Source organism: Yersinia enterocolitica, from assembly GCA_002082245.2.
In the GTDB taxonomy this organism is placed as follows: Bacteria; Pseudomonadota; Gammaproteobacteria; order Enterobacterales; family Enterobacteriaceae; genus Yersinia; species Yersinia enterocolitica_E.
The window spans coordinates 710,203-731,159 of record NBTC02000002.1 but is presented as its reverse complement, the minus strand read 5'-3'; the positions used below and the strand labels follow the sequence as shown (position 1 = coordinate 731,159).

Genomic DNA, 20,957 nt, shown 5'->3' with positions numbered 1-20,957 from the left:
ACCAGAGCTGTCGGCAACTATATGCTCACTTAAGTTAACGAAAACTAAACGCCCATCAGATAAACCTGTGGTCTGCTAGGGTCAACTCTAGTCCATTAACCTTAAATAAACCTTAAGATAGCGTTTTTTTGCTGATATATTCAGAAAGGGTATTTCACGAAGAAAGGAATTGTTTTTCATAGTAAAATCAATAAATTAATATAAAACACTGTGGGATATTTCATCGCAATGATTTAATTGATTTCTTCTGTGGAGAAAAAGAAAAATAAGCACCATAATAAATATTAATGCAAATTATAGATGCAGGTTATTAATTTTATACTCCCAATAAAACTTAGTAGCTAAATGTAAGTATCATATGCTTTTTGTAATAATCCAATTCTGGCCATCAAAACTATGTATTTGAAATTCCACTTCGAACACATCAGATAAAATATCTGCCTCCATTACCTGTTTAGCCCCACCCTGTGCAAGCACGTCCCCTTTAGACATTAACCAAACCTGATCAGCCTGTTGCAAGGTGTGGTTAAGGTCATGAGCACTAATGATAGCACTGCGCCCAGCCGCACAAAACTCAGCAAGCAGACTATCAAGTGCCACTTTTTGCGCCACATCAAGCCCGGTATAGGGTTCATCAAGCAATAACAGCTTGCTGTCAGCGTTGATATCCGGCCAAACTTGCAAGAATACTGCCGCGAGCCGAACACGCTGCCACTCGCCGCCTGAAAGTTGCGATAACATTCTTGGCAATTTATCGGTTAATCGTAATTTTTTACAGAGATAACCAATCGTTGCCGCTACAGCATCCAAAGCGGCACCGGCTGGCTGATAGAGAGCCAGATATTGGAAAACCGGCATTAGAGTCAGAGCCGATTGCTGTTGACTTAGATAGGCTCGTGAACGGGCCAAGTCGTGCCCTGCATAGATGGGCAGTGGTTGCCCGGCCAGTAAAATATCACCACGAGCAGGCAACAAGCCTGCCAGAGCGGCCAACAGGGTACTTTTCCCTGCACCATTGGGACCTATCAAATGAATTTGCAACCCAGCAGCTACCTGGGCAGAAAAAGGCGCAAGGCGGGTTTCGACATGGACATTGCTGAGTTGCAAAAGCATCAAAATAAACCTGTTGTCGGTAAATTATTTGGTGGCTAACGCTTGAGTAATTGCACTGATTAGAATCGAATCTTCTGGTGCCATATCGGGAGCAAAACGCTCAAGAACTTCGCCATCACGACTAACCAGGAATTTCTCAAAATTCCACAGAATATCACCCGGTTGCTTTGGCTCACGCCCCTTACTGGCTAACCGTTGATAAAATTCGCTCCCTTCCGGTTTTATTGCAACAGACTTAGCCGCAATCAATTGCTGGTACAAAGGGTGCCGTTGCGGGCCATTGACCTCAATTTTACTAAACATCGGAAATTCAACCCCAAATGTGCCACGGCAGAAAGCTTGGATCTCTTCATCACTGCCAGGCTCCTGCCCCGCAAACTCATTACTCGGAAAACCTAAGACTTCAAAACCTTGCTGATGATATGTTTTATAGAGGTTTTCAAGCCCTTCATACTGCTTAGTCAGACCACACTGAGAAGCCACATTAACCACCAACAGCACTGAGCCTTTATACTTTTCCAGCAGAATAGATTCACTTTCAATGGTTTTAACAGGAATGGAATAAATTGGATTACTCATCAGGAAGGATCCTTATTCAGCGATGATATACAGATGAACTTACAAGAGTATCAATAGGTGTAAGGCAGATCACTTTACACTTTTCACTCGTGTCAGCAACCAGATAAATAATGGCGAACCCAACGTTGCTGTCACCACACCAATGGGCAGCTCAGCCGAAAATAGAGCGATACGTGCGATAACATCCGCAAACAACAGTATTCCAGCGCCAGCTAGTGCACATCCGCTTAGCAGATGGCGTTGGTCAGTTAAACCGGTCAATCGTAAGATATGGGGAATAACCAGGCCAATAAAGCTGATAACACCAGCCAGAGCAACACTAATACCTACCAGCAATCCTATAGCGAGTACTAATAAATTCCGCCATAAATGGAGTGGGATCCCCAACTGCCTGGCTTGCTGCTCACCCAATGACATAAAATTGAGCACTCGCCCCTGGCAACAAAGCCATACCACGATCGGCACCAATGCTACGACCAATCCCTGCTGTCGCCAATCTATACCGCTGAATCCCCCCATCATCCAATACATCAACTGGCGTAAATCCAAGCTGGTACTGAAATAAACAGCCCATGTCATCACCGCGCTGCAAACGATCCCCAATGCAACACCAACCAGTAACAGACGAGCGTTAGTCAACAAACGCCGGCGAGCGAAACCTAACAGCAGAACTGTCATAAGTAAGGCTCCAGCAATAGCACAGCCACTTAAAAACCAGATCGGTAATAACCCGTGCCCTAGCAAGACCGCCATAACTAATGCAACACCTGCACCATTCGCCACCCCCAGCAGACCGGGTTCGGCTAATGGATTTTCAAACAATGCCTGCATTACAGCACCCGCAACCGCAAGACTTGCACCAACCATCATTACGGCTAAGGCTCGGGGCAAACGCAACTGCCAGACGAATAATTGCCCGCTTTCACCAAACCACTGAGTGGGCCAAATCCACGCATCTCCAGCACACAAGCTGACTACCAGCGCAAAAAAAAGTATCACCACCAATCCCTTGAGGTAACGGTGATCACGTTGTTGTTGCCGCTGTTGAAGCGCAGTAAATAACTGACTGGTCTGCATTACATCCTCGGTCGCTGCCTCAGGATTAACCTGAAGATGTCTCATAAATATTAGGGGCTGATACCCATAGCTAGGCTACAGATAGTAGGGGGTTAACGCGATAAGGGGAAGTTTTGCATGAAGAATAAGACTTTTTTATGGTAAGAGAACGCAAACTCTGTCGATGATTTTAGCGACAAAGCCTGCATTCATCGGTTACTTACTGTCAACGATGGCCCTTATTTTGCGATGGATAGAGTGGCTGACCATTATGATTATCGTTATTATTTGGCCCGCCTTGCTTAGCACCACTACCCTGTCGGCTATTATTCACTGGCTGGCCGCGTCCATTATTGTGCTGTGGCGAATTACCGTAATCGCTGCGTTCATTATGGCGTTGACTACCTTGCTGCCCACGGAACGGGTTATGGCCATCCTGCGGTTGTGGATGTTGCCAACGCCCCCCGTCCCAATAATAGCCACGGTCATTGCGGTCACCAATATGGCCACCACGATGTTCATGCCACCACTGTGGCGGACGCCAATCATAACCATCCCAGTAATAGCCACGGTTGTCCTGATCACCTAGATGTAAGCTGACTCCGGGTATATTGATGTCAAGTGATACGTCTGCCTGTGCAAACGATGGCATTAATGCCAACACCCCAAGTAATAGCAGATATTTTTTCATATACATCCGAATGTATTATTTAACAGTTATTAAATTTATATCAGCGAAAATAAAAACCATCTATCAGACAATCCGCTCTTTTCATTTTCATTTCATCTTGCTTACGCAATACATACAGTTCTTACAAGTCGGACATTTTCATTTACTACCACTCCTAACATATCTTAACGTTTATCTGACAGTGACATTTATTGTATTGAATTATAATCCAAGCATTGCCGGATAATAAAAGATGAGACAAATAAAATGCAACGTATAACGTTAATGACAATAGTACTCTTATTAAGCACTACATTATCAGCTTGCTGTATATTCCCACCGCATGGCGGTGGCGGTGGCGGTGGCGGCCCAAGGATGCATTATGATAACCATCAGTTGCGTTAGATTACATCCTAAAAAATAAGTATAAAACTGGCATTCAATAAGAATAGTCTAATTTATTTAGAATAAAATATTGAGTGCTAACTTAAGTACTTCATGAAAATATAATCTCAGCCAATCTAATTTGGATGCAAAAATTAATTATCACGTAATGATTAATATAGTCTTTACAATTTAATTAAAAAAAATGTTATAGAATGAATGGTGCCACTCCACCGAACATTAGCAGAAACATGACAAATCCTACTCTAGATTAATGCTTTTGCAACGGTTGTAGACTAGACAAACTAAATGCTGAAAATTCCATTTCCAATCAACCCCCACTGGTTTCTGTGACCCCACCTTAAGGCTAAGCTAGAAATACAAATAAAGGGAAATGGCCCCAACCTGCGGTCATGATGTGGGCACTTATAAAATAAAATCGATGTTTCTCAATGAGGTGCAGGCAAGAAAAAGGCCGCTTGCGCGGCCTTTTGTTTGGGGAAATACTTACTCTTTTGGAGTAGCACTCTCTACCCGGCTTTTTAGCTTTTGCCCTGGACGGAAAGTCACCACACGGCGCGCCGTAATAGGAATGTCCTCACCCGTCTTCGGATTACGGCCCGGACGTTGGTTCTTGTCTCGCAGATCAAAATTGCCAAAGCCAGACAGTTTGACCTGTTCGCCATTCTCGAGAGCACGACGTACTTCCTCAAAGAATAACTCAACCAGATCTTTGGCATCACGTTTGCTAAGCCCTAGCTTTTCAAACAGATGTTCTGACATTTCAGCTTTAGTAAGCGCCATAGGTTCAATCCCTCAAGGATGCTTGGAATCGCTGTTTTAACGCCTCTACACATCTTGCAACGGTAGCGGCGATCTCCTCTTCTTCCAGTGTACGTGCGGTATCCTGCAACACCAGACTAATAGCCAGACTCTTATAGCCCTCTGCTACGCCCTTGCCACGGTACACATCAAACAAGTTTACGCCAACTACCTGATTTGCGCCAACTTTCTTACACTCCGCCAAAATATCTTCTGCGGGGACGTTTTCGGCCACCACAACGGCGATGTCACGACGGTTTGCTGGGAAGCGTGAAATCTCGCTGGCCTGAGGCACAGCGCGGTCTGCGAGCTTGTTCCACTGCACTTCGAACACCACAGTCCGACCATTTAGACTCAGCTTACGCTCCAACTCAGGGTGAACTACACCAATGAAACCAATGTGTTCCCCTGCTAAATAAATTGCAGCACTCTGCCCTGGATGCAGTGCAGGATGTGCTTGTGCACGGAACTGAACATCAGATAATTTGCCGGTAAGTTCCAGAATTGCTTCCAGATCACCTTTCAAATCATAGAAGTCGATTGGCTGACGCGCCAGATCCCAATGCTCTTCAAAACGGTGGCCAGCAATGACACCGGCTAGCATTACATCCTGTCTAACCCCGAGATCTGCTGTATTATCAGGTACAAAGCGTAACCCACTTTCAAATAAACGCAAGCGAGATTGCTGGCGATTCTGGTTATAAACCACTGCTGACAGTAAACCTGTCAACAATGATAAGCGCATCGCAGACATCTCAATCGAGATAGGGCTTGGCAAAATTAATGCGTCTTGCTGTGGGTGCAGAAGTGCTTGTACTTTCGGGTCAACAAAACTGTAAGTAATTGCTTCCTGATAGCCGCGATCGACTAAAGCGGTTTTTACACGCTTCAATGATAAATCAGCTTCGCGGTGTTTGGTCATCACCAAATCAGCTTTGATAGGCACATCCGGGATATTGTTATAACCGTAGATGCGGGCAACTTCCTCCACCAGATCTTCTTCGATTTCCATATCGAAACGCCAGCTTGGCGCCACTGCCCGCCAATCAGAACCGAGTTCAGTCACCTGACAACCGAGCCGGCGCAGAATGTCACTCACCTGCTGTGAAGGGACATGATGACCAATCAACCGATCCAATTTCTCACGGTGTAGCGTGATGGTGGCGCATTTTGGTAATTCTGCGGTCGCGGTCACGTCTATTACCGGCCCCGCTTCACCACCACAGATATCAATGAGCAGACGTGTCGCACGCTCAATCGCTTTATGCTGTAACGCAGGGTCGACACCACGCTCATAGCGATGAGATGCATCGGTATGCAAACCGTGGCGACGCGCACGACCAGTAATTGATAATGGATTGAAGAAAGCGGATTCCAGCAAGACATTGCGGGTTTCTTCGTTAACACCTGAATGTTCACCACCAAAGATACCGGCCATCGCCAACGGCTTATGCTGATCAGCAATGACCAGCGTATCTGCATTCAATTTGGCTTTTGTGCCATCCAGCAGTGTTAATTCTTCACCTTCAGCCGCCAGGCGAACAATAATCCCGCCTTCAATACGGTCCAGGTCAAACGCATGCATTGGCTGGCCTAACTCCAGCAACACAAAGTTAGTAACGTCTACCACCGGATCAATCGAACGAATACCACAGCGGCGCAGTTTCTCTCGCATCCACAATGGTGTCGCAGCCTTAACGTTAATCCCTTTAACTACTCGGCCCAGATAGCGCGGACAAGCCTGCGGAGCTTCTACATGGATTGGGAATGTATCCGTAATGGAAGCCGCAACAGGACTCATATCCGGTTCGATTAATGGCAATTGATTCACAACCGCCACATCGCGCGCGACACCAATAATGCCCAAGCAATCGGCACGGTTTGGTGTCACACTGATTTCAATGGTTTTATCGTCCAGATACAGATATTCACGCAGATCGACACCAATAGGCGCATCAGCAGGCAGTTCAATAATACCGTCACTATCTTCTGAAATAGCCAGCTCAGAGAAAGAACACAGCATGCCTTCTGATGGTTCACCACGCAGTTTGGCCGCTTTGATTTTGAAATCGCCCGGCAGCACAGCACCAACAGTCGCAACAGCGACTTTCAAGCCCTGACGACAGTTCGGTGCACCACACACGATATCCAATAAGCGGTCACCGCCTACATCAATTTTGGTCACCCGCAGTTTATCGGCGTTGGGATGTTGGCCACATTCGACAACATGACCGACAACGACACCATTGAATTCGCCCGCAACCGCATCTACACCATCAACTTCTAAACCGGCCATAGTGATTTGATGGGCCAGGTCATCACTACTAATGGCTGGGTTTACCCATTCGCGTAACCAAAGTTCACTGAATTTCATGAGATATTCCCGCCTTACTTAAACTGTTTGAGGAAACGCAGATCATTTTCGAAGAATGCCCGCAAATCGGTGACGCCGTAACGCAACATAGTTAAGCGTTCCATCCCCATACCGAATGCAAAACCTGAATAAATATCAGGATCAATACCGACGTTTCGCAATACATTTGGATGCACCATGCCGCAACCAAGCACTTCAAGCCATTTACCATTTTTACCCATCACATCCACTTCAGCGGACGGTTCGGTAAACGGAAAATAGGAAGGGCGGAAACGAATTTGCAAATCTTCTTCGAAGAAATTACGCAAGAAGTCATGCAAGGTGCCTTTCAAATTGGTGAAACTGATATCACGGTCAACAATCAGCCCTTCCATTTGATGGAACATTGGAGTGTGCGTTTGGTCGTAATCATTACGATACACACGGCCCGGCACAATAATTCGAATAGGTGGCTGCTGGGTTTTCATGGTGCGAATTTGCACGCCCGAGGTTTGGGTGCGCAGCAATCGGGTAGCATCAAACCAGAAGGTGTCGTGGTCAGCACGCGCTGGGTGATGAGCCGGAATATTCAATGCATCAAAGTTATGATAGTCATCTTCAATTTCCGGGCCAGACTCAACGGAAAAGCCCAACTCACCAAAGAACGTTTCGATACGATCGATAGTGCGGGTAACCGGATGCAACCCACCATTTTCCATACGACGCCCCGGTAGAGAGACATCAATGGTTTCGGCTGCCAATCGGGCATTCATGACCGCTGATTCCAGCTTGTCCTTACGTGCATTAAGCGCTTCTTGTACTTCCTGCTTGGCCTGATTAATAACGGCCCCCGCTGCCGGGCGCTCTTCAGCTGGCAGCTCGCGCAGTGATGTCATTTGAAGGGTCAAATGGCCTTTTTTACCTAGATATTCGACGCGTACCAAATCCAACGCGGCAACATCTTGGGCATCTTCTACGGCTGCTTTAGCTTTGGCAACCAGCTCTGCGAGATGTGGCATTGTTCTCTCTTCCTCTGGCCAGTATGGCCCGCTTGTAGTTATATCCTTTGTTCTTGAAGCTGCTGGGTTGTTAGCTACGCTCACTCACCCGAATCACTTACCTATGTAAGCTCATCGGGATTTACTCGCTTGCTCCCTACCAGCAACTCCAATAACGTTGGATATAGATAATGAGTTAAAATCCGATAAGTAAACTAAACTTTTCATACAAAATCAATAAGGTACCACATCCGCGATACCCTTACTCCAGTCGCCATAAATGCTATAGAGCAAAAACAAAAAAGCCTCCACGATGGGAGGCTTAGGCGTTATTTTTCGTTTCTATTCTTACGCGCAAGCCTCCTGAAATCAGGCGCTAAAGTAAAAAAAGAAGCGAAAAGTAACTGCATGCATCATAAAAGTGACCTTCTTACCAAGAAGATAAAGATTAAAAGAGGGAGACAAGCTCCCTCTTCAATTCTGACTTACGCCAGAGCTACTTTCGCTTTTTCGACCAGTGCAGAGAATGCCACTTTATCGAATACTGCGATGTCAGCCAGGATCTTACGGTCAATCTCAACAGAAGCCTTTTTCAGACCATTGATGAAACGGCTGTAAGACAGACCATTCTGACGAGCAGCTGCGTTGATACGTGCAATCCACAGTTGGCGGAATTGACGCTTCCGTTGACGGCGGTCACGGTAGGCGTATTGGCCTGCCTTGATTACTGCCTGGAAAGCAACACGATAAACGCGCGAACGGGCACCGTAGTAACCTTTCGCCTGCTTTAATATTTTTTTGTGACGTGCACGAGCTACCACACCACGTTTTACGCGAGCCATTTACTTCTCCTATCGTCTTAATTCAAACCAAAATTACTTATGCGTATGGCAGACATGCTACGACCAAACCTAGATCGTTCTTAGATACCATGCCTTTTGGACGTAAATGACGTTTACGCTTAGTAGCTTTTTTGGTCAAAATATGACGCAGGTTGGCATGCTTACGCTTAAAACCACCGGCACCGGTTTTTTTAAAGCGCTTAGCGGCGCCGCGTACTGTCTTAATTTTTGGCATTGAATATATCCACTTCGCATTGTTAATTACAACGAGCTAGCTAGGCGAACAGACCCCTACTCTGCAATCAGAAAGAGGCCTATTACTTGAGTGCCTTACTGTCTCTTCTTAGGTGCGAGCACCATGATCATCTGACGGCCTTCGATACGAGTCGGGAAAGACTCCACGACAGCCAAATCAGAATCTTCAGTCAGATCTTTTTTGACACGGTTAAGGACTTCCATGCCGATCTGCTGGTGCGCCATTTCACGCCCACGGAATCGCAGGGTGATTTTGGCTTTATCGCCATCTTCCAGAAAGCGAATCAGGTTGCGTAGTTTGACCTGATAGTCGCCATCATCGGTACCAGGACGGAATTTGATTTCCTTGACCTGTATGACTTTTTGCTTCTTCTTCTGTTCTTTTGTCGACTTGCTCTTCTCATAGAGGAATTTGCCGTAATCCATGATTCGGCAAACCGGCGGCTCGGCATTCGGACTGATTTCTACTAAATCAACACCAGCTTCCTCAGCTTTTTCAAGAGCTTCATTCAGACTGACAATGCCAATCTGCTCACCATCGACGCCTGTTAAGCGAACTTCTGTGGCGCGAATCTCTTTGTTGATGCGATTAGGACGCGCCGGTTGAACTCGTTTTCCGCCTTTAATACTTTATTCCTCCAGTTGATGAAGACTACGGCTGCGAATTTCTGCTAGCAGCTGGTCTACGACCACGTTGACGTCCAAGCTTCCTAAGTCTTTACCACGGCGGGTACGAACGGCAATTTTGCCTGATTCGACCTCTTTATCGCCACAGACCAACATATATGGAACCCGACGCAACGTATGTTCACGAATTTTAAAGCCAATCTTCTCATTTCTCAAGTCCGCTTTTGCCCTAATCCCTGCATCTTGCAGTTTTTTGGTCACTTGTTGGACATAATCAGACTGACTATCGGTGATATTCATCACCACGACTTGTACCGGAGCTAACCACGTTGGGAAGAAGCCTGCATACTCTTCGGTTAAAATACCGATAAAGCGCTCCATTGACCCCAAAATAGCCCGGTGAATCATTACTGGCACCTGACGATCGTTATTTTCGCCGATGTAAGACGCACTTAAGCGGCCCGGTAATGAGAAATCGAGCTGTACGGTACCACACTGCCACGCGCGATCCAAACAATCATGCAAGGTAAACTCAATTTTCGGACCGTAAAACGCTCCCTCACCCGGCTGATAATCAAATGGAATACCATTTTCAGTCAGCGCAGCGGCCAAATCATCTTCGGCACGTGTCCACAGATCATCACTCCCAATCCGTTTTTCAGGGCGGGTAGACAGCTTAACCACAATTTTCTCGAAGCCAAAAGTGCTGTACATGTCGTACACCATCTTGATACAGCTATTCACTTCATCGCGAACCTGCTCTTCGGTACAGAAAATGTGTGCATCATCCTGAGTGAAACCACGGACGCGCATTAAACCATGCAGTGCGCCTGAAGGCTCATTACGGTGGCAGCTACCGAACTCAGCCATACGCAATGGCAAGTCACGGTATGATTTCAACCCTTGGTTGAAAATCTGCACGTGCCCTGGGCAGTTCATTGGCTTGATGCAATACTCGCGGTTTTCAGACGATGTGGTGAACATATGCTCAGCATAGTTTTCCCAATGTCCGGTTTTTTCCCACAGTACGCGGTCCATCATAAACGGCCCTTTCACTTCCTGATACTGGTACTCTTTGAGCTTGGTCCGCACAAAAGTTTCCAGTTCACGGAAGATAGTCCAACCGTCGTTATGCCAGAACACCATACCTGGTGCTTCTTCCTGCATGTGGTAAAGGTCCAATTGCTTACCAATCTTACGATGGTCGCGTTTGCCCGCTTCTTCCAGACGTTGCAGATAAGCATTTAGTTGCTTCTTATCACCCCAAGCCGTGCCATAAATACGTTGCAGCATTTTATTTTTGCTATCGCCACGCCAATAAGCACCGGATGTTTTCTGCAATTTAAAGTGATGGCAGAAACGCATATTCGGTACGTGCGGGCCACGGCACATATCAACGTATTCTTCATGGTGATACAAACCAGGATGATCATCGCGGCTAATATTCTCATCGAGAATCGCCACTTTATAATCTTCACCACGAGCAGCAAAAGTGTCGCGGGCTTCTTGCCAACTGACTTTCTTCTTAATTACATCGTAATCTTTATCGGCAAGTTCATGCATCCGCTTCTCCAGCAGATCCAGATCTTCCTGCGTCAAGGTGCGGTCGATATCTACATCGTAATAGAAACCGTTGTCGATAACCGGGCCGATGGCCATTTTGGTATCAGGCCAAAGTTGCTTGATTGCGTGCCCCAATAAGTGTGCACAAGAGTGGCGGAGAATCTCCAGACCTTCAGCATCTTTGGTGGTGATAATAGCCAGTTGGGCATCAGATTCGATCAAGTCTCTGGCATCGACCAGTTCGCCATTAACTCGACCAGCAATACAGGCTTTTGCCAAACCAGGGCCGATATCCAAGGCAACATCGAGAGCAGAAACGGCGTGATCGAAATGACGCTGACTGCCGTCAGGAAGGGTAATAACGGGCATTCTAATTCCTTATCTACAGTGGTGACCCACACGACAGATCACATGCAAAATTCTAATACTATTTAAAATCAATATGTTATAAACGCTATCCGACTTTACTTTGCCTGATATATACACTCATATGTACACAACTTGTTTGCACATAGGGTGTGACGCTATAACGGACGAACCATACTAACATCCTCATTATTGGTTTATCCACTCAGAATGATTTCTTTATCAGGCATCCCTGCCCCGTTAAAGAGTGATAATTATCTGATAATTGGTCACTTCACTCAGCGATGTTACTGTCGACGTTACCCTCGGCGAATTTGCCATATTGCGACTAATGAACTGATTAGAGCATGACAAAAACGCGTAGACTACATCGAATCGGGGAACGACCAGCCACACTAGCAACGGCTATCACAGTTAAGGGCAACATCATGCTACGTATCGAAGTGACAATAGATAAGCTAAATATCAATAAATTCCCGGCAGGATACACCGACGCACTCACTGAGGAGTTGGATAAGCGGCTTGGGAGGAAATTTGACCATATTGATGTGAAAGTAAGGTTTGCGGGCGCTGATGGTCTATCAGTTCTAGGTGGTGCGCCAGATGATAAGAAAGCGGTAGAAGAAATTTTACAAGAAACATGGGAAAGTGCTGATGATTGGTTTCAGCCTTAGAATAGACTGGGCAATTACGCCCGGTTTTTGTATTTAGAATGGCAGTACAATCCGCTCCTGGCATGATCGACCCAATGCCAATAAAGAGGATGTATCTCCGCAATCGGCCGTCACGGATAGAATAATACCTAGCGAATAATCTATTAATACTACAGCCAAACGGTGATAATGATCACCGACAAAGTTATCAAGCTCAAACTGCTCTACGATCACTATAATATCAATACCGTACAACTGAGGGTCAACTAGTGCAGCGACAACCTGTTACATCTTCCAGAATTCTGTCGATTGGTTATGATCCTGAAAATCGCATGCTGGAGATACAATTTCGCGAACAAGGGATTTATCAATATCTTGGCGTCCCGGAGCGCGTTCATCAGAATTTTATGTCCGTGGTTTCGAAAGGTCGTTTTTTTGATGGCGTGATTAAGGGTAAGTTTTTGTGCCGGAAAATTGGCTAATTAGAAAAATAACCAATTAAAACAGTCAACTAAATAAATCTGAAACGGTCGCTTCAATGATAAATCTGTGCAGAGAAGCCTACCGTTTTAGAAATCATCTTTCCGCTCCACAGATTATCCCATCAAGTAGCGCCATAAATAGGATATGGGTACCACAAACAATAGCGCGGGCAGGAAATTCACCACCGCGAATATTTTAATTTGTGCAATACGTAACCCCACTGCAATCATAATAATCCCACCGCAGGCGGAAAAATCAGCAAAGGCAATATCATCCATATACGGCATGATCAGTTTAGCCAACAAAACCAATGCAATTTGGATCAACAATTGCGGCACAGCAATAGCCACCAGCGCAATACCGAGCGAGATGGAGAATATCAGCGCGGTGAAGAAGTCCATTAACGCTTTGACAAATAGCAGTTGAAAATCACCAGTAATGCCTTCAGTCAACGAACCAACAACTCCCAGTCCACTAGCACAAAACAGCACAATCATCGCGGTGAAACTCTGCGCAAACTCCTGCGGCGGCAATGTACTGCGTGATGGAATAACTCGTTCCAACATTATACGGGTTTTATTTGCCCCCCATTTTACCCCCTGCTCAAGGGATAATAACTCCCCCACGGCTGTCCCGATAATCAACGCCAAAATAACCGCTGGCATAAAATGTACTTTTACCACCATCACAATACCGATGGAGATAGAAGCTAGCGCAAACGTAGCCGGTAACCCTTCCTGTAAACGCTTAGGGACATGACGCGCTAGTAATACGCCAACTATCCCCCCCAGGATAATGCCTGCACTGTTAATAAATGGGCCAACCATACCGTGCTCCCAATGGCTAAAACGCGTTCTGCTGATAAAAAATGTGTCTGTTTTAGAATTAGGAATTTCGATAATAGCTAAAGACAAACAACTGATATGAGGTATCCCGACCACTGGAATCCCCCATACAGACAAATTATATGTTACGGTGTCACAAACCCCAATTCCTGCGAAATACGCTGGGCCGTAGCCAGAATAGGTTTAATTAGGGTTTTTACCCCCACCTGTTGCAGTTTGGCTGTGGGCAGGGAAACTGAAACGGAGTACGGTACCCGTTGCTGAATATCAAAAACAGGAGCCGCCACACAAGATACACCTAGTTCATTCTCTTCACGATCCATCGCCAGCCCTGCTTGACGAATATCTGCCAGCTCCTGGTACATTTTGGGTAATTCGGTGATGGTATTGTGCGTCAGCGGCTGAATCTCATGCTGATGGCTCTGCCAATAATCATCTGGATAGTCACTTTTACCGTACGCCATAAATATCTTACCCATCGCCGAGCAGTACAGTGGCATATGCTGCCCGATATAAGCGCGGGTGCGCATCATGCCAGTGGTAGGTTCTAACTTATAAATCAGGATAACGTGGTCATCTTCGCGGGTTGAAAAATTGACTGTCTCACCAAGCTCAAGATTGAGTTGTTCTAAATGTGGGGCCGCGACATGGATAATATTCAGTGATGACAGTGCTTTTTGGCCAATTGAGATGAACTTGGTTGTCAGCCGATAACTGCCTGGAGAAGGCGCCTGAGTGACATAGCCACAGGTATGTAGCCCTTGCAATAACCGATGAACGGTACTTTTGTTCATCCCGGCCAATTCAGATAGATGCGCCAATGGGCAGCCATTAGGGTAATTACTTAATATCTCAATCAGTTGCAGCCCGCGGAACAGACTTTGGCTGCCTAACGGCTTATCTTTCTTGTCATCTGTGAGTATAAGGGCCATAGACGATATCCTTGTTGTTTAGCATGAAATGGTACTCCAAAGCCGCAGTCTGTGTGAAGCACGAAACAGTGTTTCGTTATCATCCCTGGCGCTGTATCTCGCAACATTTATCCAACATAAGAAGTGCGTAGTTCGTCACATTTCCACAAACAAATAAATAAGTACTTGTTTTTTATAGCAACTTAATTCATCACTTCTTTTGCTTTAGCGAAGATATCAGCATATTATTTTTGAAATCAGATTTCGTATGTTGAAATATAAAGTCTAGTTTATGCTCGATAACCACTAAATCGCGAATGCTTTCACTCAAGACATTCACCGGATAAGGGGCGTCACACTGATGAATACCACTGAATTGGGCCAACCCATTCTCTCGATGCGCCATATCATCAAAGGATTTGGCGGCAATATTGCGGTCAACGATGTCAGTCTTGATGTTATGCCAGGCGAAGTACTGGCATTGCTCGGCGAAAACGGCGCAGGAAAATCCACTCTAATCAAAGTATTGGCGGGCGTCTACCCACGGGACAGTGGCGATATTCTGTTCCAGGGAAATAACATACGTTCTGCCGCAGAAATTAAAAGTGATACTCGTCAGCCTATTGCTTTTATCCATCAGGATTTAGGGCTAATTGACTGGATGACCGTTGCCGAAAATATGGCGTTGGTGATGGGGTTTCCGCGTCGATTCGGTCTGATTAATTGGTCAGCTATTCGCCTGCAAGCCAGTCGGGCTTTACAGGATATCGGCATTGACCTCTCACCTGATGCGCGCGTGTTTGAACTGTCGCGCACTGAAAAGTCATTATTGGCCATTGCCCGCGCCGTTGCGGTTAATGCCGAACTATTGGTGTTGGATGAGCCGACCGCCTCTCTACCCGCCAACGATGTCCGCCATTTATTTGAAGTGATTAACCGCCTGAGGGATAAACATGTTGGCATGATTTATGTCACTCATCGTTTGGATGAAGTGATTGAAATTGCCGACCGGGTGTGTGTGATGCGGGATGGACGCTATGTTGCGGGTGGGAATACCGCCGATTACTCATTGCGTGATCTGGTGCAAATGATTGTTGGTGAAGCCATGGGCGACTCCCAGCGTGAACCGTTACCTGAAGCCAGTAAACCTGTATTACAGCTTAACGCGGTGGTGGTAGGTGAGATTGGCCCGGTTACTTTCAGCCTACAACCAGGCGAAATGCTGGCACTAGCGGGGCTAAGAGGAGCGGGCCAAGAAGAGTTAGGCCGCCTGCTATTTGGTTTACGCCATTGTGATCAGGGTGAAATTATTTTCCGCGACCGCCCCTATACCGCCGCCTCACCGCAGCAAGCTATGGCAGCAGGTGTTTCCCTGGTGGCCGGTGACCGCACCGGTGAAAGTCTGGTGATGTCGATGTCGGTGCGCGAAAACCTATTCATTAACCCAATTGCCAGCGGTCACAAATTACTTTCCCGTTATAGCACCCGCAGCGAAATGGGGGAAAGTTGGTGGAAAGTGCAGTTATTCGATGTCCGACCTAAAGACGTCAATATTGATATCAGTGCCCTTTCCGGCGGTAACCAACAAAAAGTGGTCATGGCACGCTGGATGCACCTGGGCGCGCCATTACTGATCCTTGAAGATCCAACTGCTGGCGTGGATGTTGGCGCGCGTGCTGAAATTTATCACTTATTAAACAAATCATTAGCAGAAGGTGTGGCGGTTTTGGTGATTTCCAATGATTTAGAGGAGATCGCACATATCTGTAATCGGGCATTGGTGTTTAACCGTGGCGAAGTGGTTGGTGAACTGCGTAACCAGCAGGTCTCGTTCGCTAATTTATTGGAGTTGGCGTCTGCCAGCACCGGGGAAGTTACATCCGTTTAAAACAGCGACCTGTGCTAATGGTTACATCGCCCCTCGCGGTGTCATTGTGGTGCTCAGGTTTCGGAGAGTGTTATGTCTAAAACATCCATAAAATCGACAGCGCTTGAACAACGAGTCAGCCTGAGTGAACACGGTTTCGGTGCCTGGTCCATGCAGGCCATGACGCGCTACGGCTTACTATTATTGTGTATTTTATTGGTGCTGGTGTTCTCACTGACCACCCCGTCGTTTGCTTCCATGCTCACTTTGCAGGCCATTTTGTCCAGTAAATCAAAAATTGCTTTGCTGGCACTGGCCGCCACTATTCCGATGATTGTCGGCAAGATCGATTTAAACGTCGGTTTCGGTATTGTGCTCTGGCACATTCTGGCGATAACCCTGCAAGTGCAATACGGTTTTTCTTGGCAGGCTGCCGTCATAACCGTATTGATAATTTCGGCACTTTACGGGCTATTAAACGGCATATTGGTAGCATTAGCCGACATTGATAGCTTTGTGGCGACCTTAGGCTCCGGCACCGTGCTTTACGCCATCGCGTTATGGCACTCAGGTGGCCGTCAGATAGTCGGTGATCTTCCTGATGCTTTTATTGCACTGCACCATACCGAGATATTCGGCATTCCTATTGTTGCATTCTATGTATTGATTATCGCCGTGGTGCTGTGGCTCATTACCGAACATACCCCGCTTGGCCGCTGTATGTATGCCGTGGGTGGGAATCCCGCGGCCGCCCGGCTTAACGGGATTTCGGTCAACCGTTTTACTGTCGGTGCATTTATCACCTCCAGCGTGTTGACCGGATTCAGTGGTGTGCTCATCGCCTCGGAGCAAGGGGTTGGCCAGGCCAGTGTCGGTATGGACTATCTGTTACCAGCACTGGTCGGTGCCTTCCTCGGCAGTACCACCATCCGCCCAGGCCGGGTCAATGTATGGGGAACGGTAGTAGGGATTGCGATTCTGGCAATTGGTATTGCAGGTATTCAGCAATTCGGTGGCGAGTTCTGGGTTGAACCCTTGTTTAACGGTGCCACATTGCTGCTTTCCATCACCTTAGCCGGTTATGCCCAACGGCGCAGATTATTGAATCAAAAAGCCGTCAAGCCCAACCAAACGCCGGGCAACACTAAAAAAGCTACAAATTCTTAACCTCACCAAGGAACAGAATATGAAACGCAATTTGATACTACAGGGCTTAGTTTTTACCACGCTATTTACCACAGCATTACCCGGCTGGGCTGACAGCTATCTTGATGAAGCCAAGGCCGCAGTCAGTAAGGCCACATCAACGGTGACTGAATGGGATGGCCCCACCAGTGGCCCAGCACTGCAACCCAATAAACATATTATTTTTATTGCTTCTGATATGAAAAACGGCGGCGTGCAAGGAGTACAAGAAGGCTTATCACAAGCGGCCAAAGCCGCTGGCTGGAAGCTGGAAACACTTGATGGCGGAGGCTCGGTTAAAGATCAGTTATCATCATTAAATCAGGCGATTGCACAAAAACCTGACGGTATTGTTATCGGTGGTTGGAATCCCAATGTCGCGAAAATACCACTCAAAAAAGCCATTGCACAAGGTATTGTGCTGACCGCCTGGCATGCCGTCCCAGAGCCGGGTCCGGTGAAGAATTACAATATTTTTTATAATGTTACCTCCGACTCCAATGATGTAGCCCGTATTGCTGCACTGTATGCCGTAGCAAAATCAGAAGGTCAGGCCAAGGTACTGATTTTCACTGATTCGCTGTATCAAATCGCGTTGGACAAAGCCAATGTGATGAAACAAACCATTGAGAAATGCACCGGATGCCAGGTGATTGAATTTATTGATACCCCGTTGGCAGATACCGCCAACCGTATGCCAGCAATGACTTTCAGCCTGTTACAAAAATACGGTGATAACTTCCAATACGCTTTAGCAATTAACGACCTCTACTTTGATTTTATGGCCCCTGCCCTGAAAACGGCTGGTAAAGGTGGCAAGAACGCGCCTTACAATATTTCGGCGGGGGATGGCTCTATTTCTGCCTATCAACGCATCCGCTCTGGCGACAGCCAGTCAGCTACGGTGCCGGAGCCGTTGAAGCTGCATGGCTGGCAACTACTGGATGAATTTAACCGTGCATTCGCCAAACAGCCTCCCTCTGGCTACGTGACTCCTGCTCATTTGGTTACCCGCGACAACATAAGCAGCGACGGGGGTGATAAACAGATGTTTGACCCACAGAACGATTATCAGGGTCACTATAAAGCTATTTGGGGCGTGAAATAAGTCAGGCGTAAATACGCCGTCGGAGGCAGCAACCATGACCACGTTAACGCTGGCTGAGACAGGTATTGGTGAATTATCGGCGGTGTTGGCCGCCGATAGCCCACTGGAATGTTTATGCTCCCCAGCTATCTGGGCGGAAGGGCCGGTCTGGTTACCACAAGAAAATGCGGTGGTATTCAGTGATGTAAAAGGGAACCGGATGTTTCGCTGGTGTCGCGACGGCGAACTCAGCCTCTACCGGTCACCGTCCAACTTTGCTAATGGTAATGCCCGTATGGCTAATGGCTCGATTGTCAGTTGTGAGCATGGCCGACGCGGTATCAGCCAGACTGATATACAAGGCAATATCACGCTATTAGTTGATCGTATCGACGGCAAGCGTTTTAACTCGCCCAACGACATTGTAGTGAAATCAGACGGTACCTTATGGTTTACCGATCCGCCTTATGGCATTACCGGCGACGACGAGGGCTATAAATCAGAAAGTCAGGTTATTGGCTGCTACTTGTACTGTTTCGATCCTAAAGATAGCTCACTACGTATCGCCGCTTGTGACTTACAGCGACCAAACGGGCTGGCTTTTTCGCCAGATGAACAACTGCTGTATGTGGCGGATATGTCAATTGTCGATTTCCCCACCCTCGGCCGGCGGCAGTTGCGGGTTTACCCCGTAATTGGGTTACAACTGGGTGATGGCCGTGTTTTTGCAGAAATATCACCGGGCTTCCCTGATGGATTCTGTGTCGATCATGCGGGCAATCTATTTTGCAGTTGTGCGGATGGTGTGCTGGTTTTTACCCCACAAGCAACATTACTGGGTAAGATTTCAGTTCCTGAGCGGGTATCAAATTGCACTTTTGGCGGACCGAACGGTGATGAACTGTATATCACTGCCGGTACTTCACTGTATCGCATCAGAGTGAATACTTATGGCTGAGAAAAACCCATAACCCAGCCCCCTATCCATGCCGGATTCATCCGGCATTAACCCTCGTAACCCCATAATAAAACAGGATTATCCTGCGTACGACCACGTCGTGTCTGTGCGCCACACTGCCTAAATAATCAACAAAACGAGGTGGTGATCACATTTTGACTAAAAACAATATAACTGATTGTTTTTAAAAAACATTTAACTACGGCGCTGCTTTGACTTCACTTCTGTGGAGGTATAGCATTAATTTGAAATGTGATTTCGTATATTGAAATTTAGCGCATCAAAAAAATACACTTCAATTTTTAAATTATTCAGGGGAGCGCGCAATGAGAGTCAGTTACCAGCAGTTAAAGGCAGAGTTTAAACGGGTACTATTGGCGCGAAAAGTGAGTGAAGTTACCGCTGATGCTTGTGCCGAGATGTTTGCGCAATCCACTGAATACGGTGTTTATTCCCACGGCGTAAATCGATTCCCACGTTTTATTCAACAATTGGAAGCCGGTGATATCGTGCCTGATGCTATTCCAACGAAGGCATTAGCACTCGGGGCTATCGAGCAATGGGATGCTCATCAGGCTATTGGCAATTTAACCGCCAAACAAATGATGGATCGTGCCATGGTATTAGCGGATCAGCATGGTATTGGGGTGGTTGCCTTGCGCAATGCTAACCATTGGATGCGCGGTGGTGCCTACGGCTGGCAAGCGGCAGAACAAGGTTATATTGGCATCTGCTGGACAAACTCAATTGCTGTAATGCCGCCGTGGGGAGCCAAAGAGTGCCGTATCGGCACCAATCCTCTGATCATTGCCGTTCCCGGTGAAACCATCACTATGGTCGATATGTCTATGTCGATGTTCTCTTATGGCATGCTGGAAGTTAACCGATTGGCGGGCAATACATTGCCCGTGGATGGTGGTTTCGATAATGACGGCAATCTCACGCGGGATCCGGCCATTGTTGAGAAAAACCGGCGCATCCTGCCAATGGGTTATTGGAAAGGTTCTGGTTTATCCATTGTGCTGGATATGATTGCCACCCTGCTCTCTGGCGGTTTATCCGTTGCCGAAGTCACGCAAGACAAATCAGATGAATTCTGTATCTCACAAGTGTTTATTGCCATTGAAATCGACCGTCTGATTGATGGCAAAACTCGCGATGAAAAATTAAAACGCATTTGTGATTATGTCACTCAAGCTGAGCGCGATAACCCTGATGTCGCTATTCGTCTACCAGGGCATAAATTCCCACGCGTTAAAGCGGAAAATCAGCGCGATGGTATTCCCATTAATGACCAGGTTTGGAAAAAAATCTTAGAAATGTAATTAAAATCAATAAAA

At 46.7% G+C, this 20,957-nt stretch carries 21 protein-coding genes; 7 read left to right on the top strand and 14 right to left on the bottom strand.

Going from position 1 to position 20,957, the window contains the following annotated elements; translation table 11 throughout:
* Positions 1–354: 354 nt before the first annotated feature.
* The 11 genes from A6J66_004675 to A6J66_004625 form a co-directional block, all read right to left on the bottom strand.
* The gene (locus tag A6J66_004675; protein PNM23550.1) at positions 355–1,116 is read right to left on the bottom strand and encodes a vitamin B12 ABC transporter ATP-binding protein BtuD; all 762 of its coding nucleotides are present in this window, start codon (positions 1,114–1,116) and stop codon (positions 355–357) included.
* Between the two features lie 21 nt (positions 1,117–1,137).
* Positions 1,138–1,692, bottom strand: coding sequence for a glutathione peroxidase (locus A6J66_004670; protein ID PNM23549.1), 555 nt, complete (start codon positions 1,690–1,692; stop codon positions 1,138–1,140).
* Between the two features lie 69 nt (positions 1,693–1,761).
* The gene (locus A6J66_004665) at positions 1,762–2,769 is read right to left on the bottom strand and encodes a vitamin B12 ABC transporter permease BtuC (GenBank protein PNM23548.1); all 1,008 of its coding nucleotides are present in this window, start codon (positions 2,767–2,769) and stop codon (positions 1,762–1,764) included.
* 205 nt (positions 2,770–2,974) lie between these two features.
* Entirely contained in the window at positions 2,975–3,439 is a 465-nt protein-coding gene (locus tag A6J66_004660; GenBank protein PNM23547.1) for a DUF2502 domain-containing protein, read from the bottom strand.
* Positions 3,440–4,309: 870 nt separating this feature from the next.
* A complete protein-coding gene (gene ihfA, locus A6J66_004655; protein ID PNM23546.1) occupies positions 4,310–4,606 on the bottom strand; it encodes an integration host factor subunit alpha in 297 nt (98 codons plus the stop codon).
* Between the two features lie 4 nt (positions 4,607–4,610).
* Entirely contained in the window at positions 4,611–6,998 is a 2,388-nt protein-coding gene (locus A6J66_004650) for a phenylalanine--tRNA ligase subunit beta (protein PNM23545.1), read from the bottom strand.
* Between the two features lie 14 nt (positions 6,999–7,012).
* Positions 7,013–7,996: a phenylalanine--tRNA ligase subunit alpha gene (locus A6J66_004645; GenBank protein PNM23544.1), complete on the bottom strand. Its 984-nt coding sequence runs from the start codon at positions 7,994–7,996 to the stop codon at positions 7,013–7,015.
* A gap of 464 nt (positions 7,997–8,460) precedes the next feature.
* A complete protein-coding gene (locus tag A6J66_004640; GenBank protein ID PNM23543.1) occupies positions 8,461–8,817 on the bottom strand; it encodes a 50S ribosomal protein L20 in 357 nt (118 codons plus the stop codon).
* A gap of 37 nt (positions 8,818–8,854) precedes the next feature.
* Positions 8,855–9,052 carry a 50S ribosomal protein L35 gene (locus A6J66_004635; protein ID PNM23542.1) on the bottom strand — a complete coding sequence of 66 codons (198 nt, stop codon included), beginning with the start codon at positions 9,050–9,052 and terminating at the stop codon, positions 8,855–8,857.
* A 95-nt stretch (positions 9,053–9,147) separates the two neighbouring features.
* On the bottom strand, positions 9,148–9,699 hold the full coding sequence (locus A6J66_004630) for a translation initiation factor IF-3 (protein ID PNM23541.1): 552 nt from the start codon (positions 9,697–9,699) through the stop codon (positions 9,148–9,150).
* A 3-nt stretch (positions 9,700–9,702) separates the two neighbouring features.
* Positions 9,703–11,631, bottom strand: coding sequence for a threonine--tRNA ligase (locus tag A6J66_004625; GenBank protein PNM23540.1), 1,929 nt, complete (start codon positions 11,629–11,631; stop codon positions 9,703–9,705).
* 425 nt (positions 11,632–12,056) lie between these two features.
* Here A6J66_004625 and A6J66_004620 point away from each other — a divergent pair, with 425 nt between their 5' ends.
* Complete coding sequence (locus A6J66_004620) at positions 12,057–12,302, top strand: damage-inducible protein (GenBank protein PNM26895.1); 246 nt, start codon at positions 12,057–12,059, stop codon at positions 12,300–12,302.
* Between the two features lie 33 nt (positions 12,303–12,335).
* On the opposite strand, the gene A6J66_004615 is transcribed toward A6J66_004620, so the two are convergent.
* The gene (locus A6J66_004615; GenBank protein ID PNM23539.1) at positions 12,336–12,536 is read right to left on the bottom strand and encodes a hypothetical protein; all 201 of its coding nucleotides are present in this window, start codon (positions 12,534–12,536) and stop codon (positions 12,336–12,338) included.
* 14 nt (positions 12,537–12,550) lie between these two features.
* Here A6J66_004615 and A6J66_004610 point away from each other — a divergent pair, with 14 nt between their 5' ends.
* Positions 12,551–12,763 carry a KTSC domain-containing protein gene (locus tag A6J66_004610; GenBank protein PNM23538.1) on the top strand — a complete coding sequence of 71 codons (213 nt, stop codon included), beginning with the start codon at positions 12,551–12,553 and terminating at the stop codon, positions 12,761–12,763.
* Positions 12,764–12,877: 114 nt separating this feature from the next.
* Here A6J66_004610 and A6J66_004605 read toward each other — a convergent pair whose 3' ends face one another.
* Complete coding sequence (locus A6J66_004605) at positions 12,878–13,591, bottom strand: DUF554 domain-containing protein (protein PNM23537.1); 714 nt, start codon at positions 13,589–13,591, stop codon at positions 12,878–12,880.
* Positions 13,592–13,734: 143 nt separating this feature from the next.
* Positions 13,735–14,541, bottom strand: coding sequence for a transcriptional regulator (locus tag A6J66_004600; protein ID PNM23536.1), 807 nt, complete (start codon positions 14,539–14,541; stop codon positions 13,735–13,737).
* A 340-nt stretch (positions 14,542–14,881) separates the two neighbouring features.
* Here A6J66_004600 and A6J66_004595 point away from each other — a divergent pair, with 340 nt between their 5' ends.
* The 5 genes from A6J66_004595 (at position 14,882) to A6J66_004575 (ending at position 20,942) form a co-directional block, all read left to right on the top strand.
* Positions 14,882–16,408: a sugar ABC transporter ATP-binding protein gene (locus A6J66_004595; protein PNM23535.1), complete on the top strand. Its 1,527-nt coding sequence runs from the start codon at positions 14,882–14,884 to the stop codon at positions 16,406–16,408.
* A gap of 72 nt (positions 16,409–16,480) precedes the next feature.
* A complete protein-coding gene (locus A6J66_004590) occupies positions 16,481–17,554 on the top strand; it encodes an ABC transporter permease (protein PNM23534.1) in 1,074 nt (357 codons plus the stop codon).
* 19 nt (positions 17,555–17,573) lie between these two features.
* Entirely contained in the window at positions 17,574–18,680 is a 1,107-nt protein-coding gene (locus tag A6J66_004585; GenBank protein ID PNM23533.1) for a sugar ABC transporter substrate-binding protein, read from the top strand.
* Between the two features lie 82 nt (positions 18,681–18,762).
* Positions 18,763–19,617: an SMP-30/gluconolactonase/LRE family protein gene (locus tag A6J66_004580; GenBank protein ID PNM26894.1), complete on the top strand. Its 855-nt coding sequence runs from the start codon at positions 18,763–18,765 to the stop codon at positions 19,615–19,617.
* Positions 19,618–19,943: 326 nt separating this feature from the next.
* On the top strand, positions 19,944–20,942 hold the full coding sequence (locus A6J66_004575; protein PNM23532.1) for a 3-dehydro-L-gulonate 2-dehydrogenase: 999 nt from the start codon (positions 19,944–19,946) through the stop codon (positions 20,940–20,942).
* The last annotated feature ends 15 nt before the right edge of the window (positions 20,943–20,957 follow it).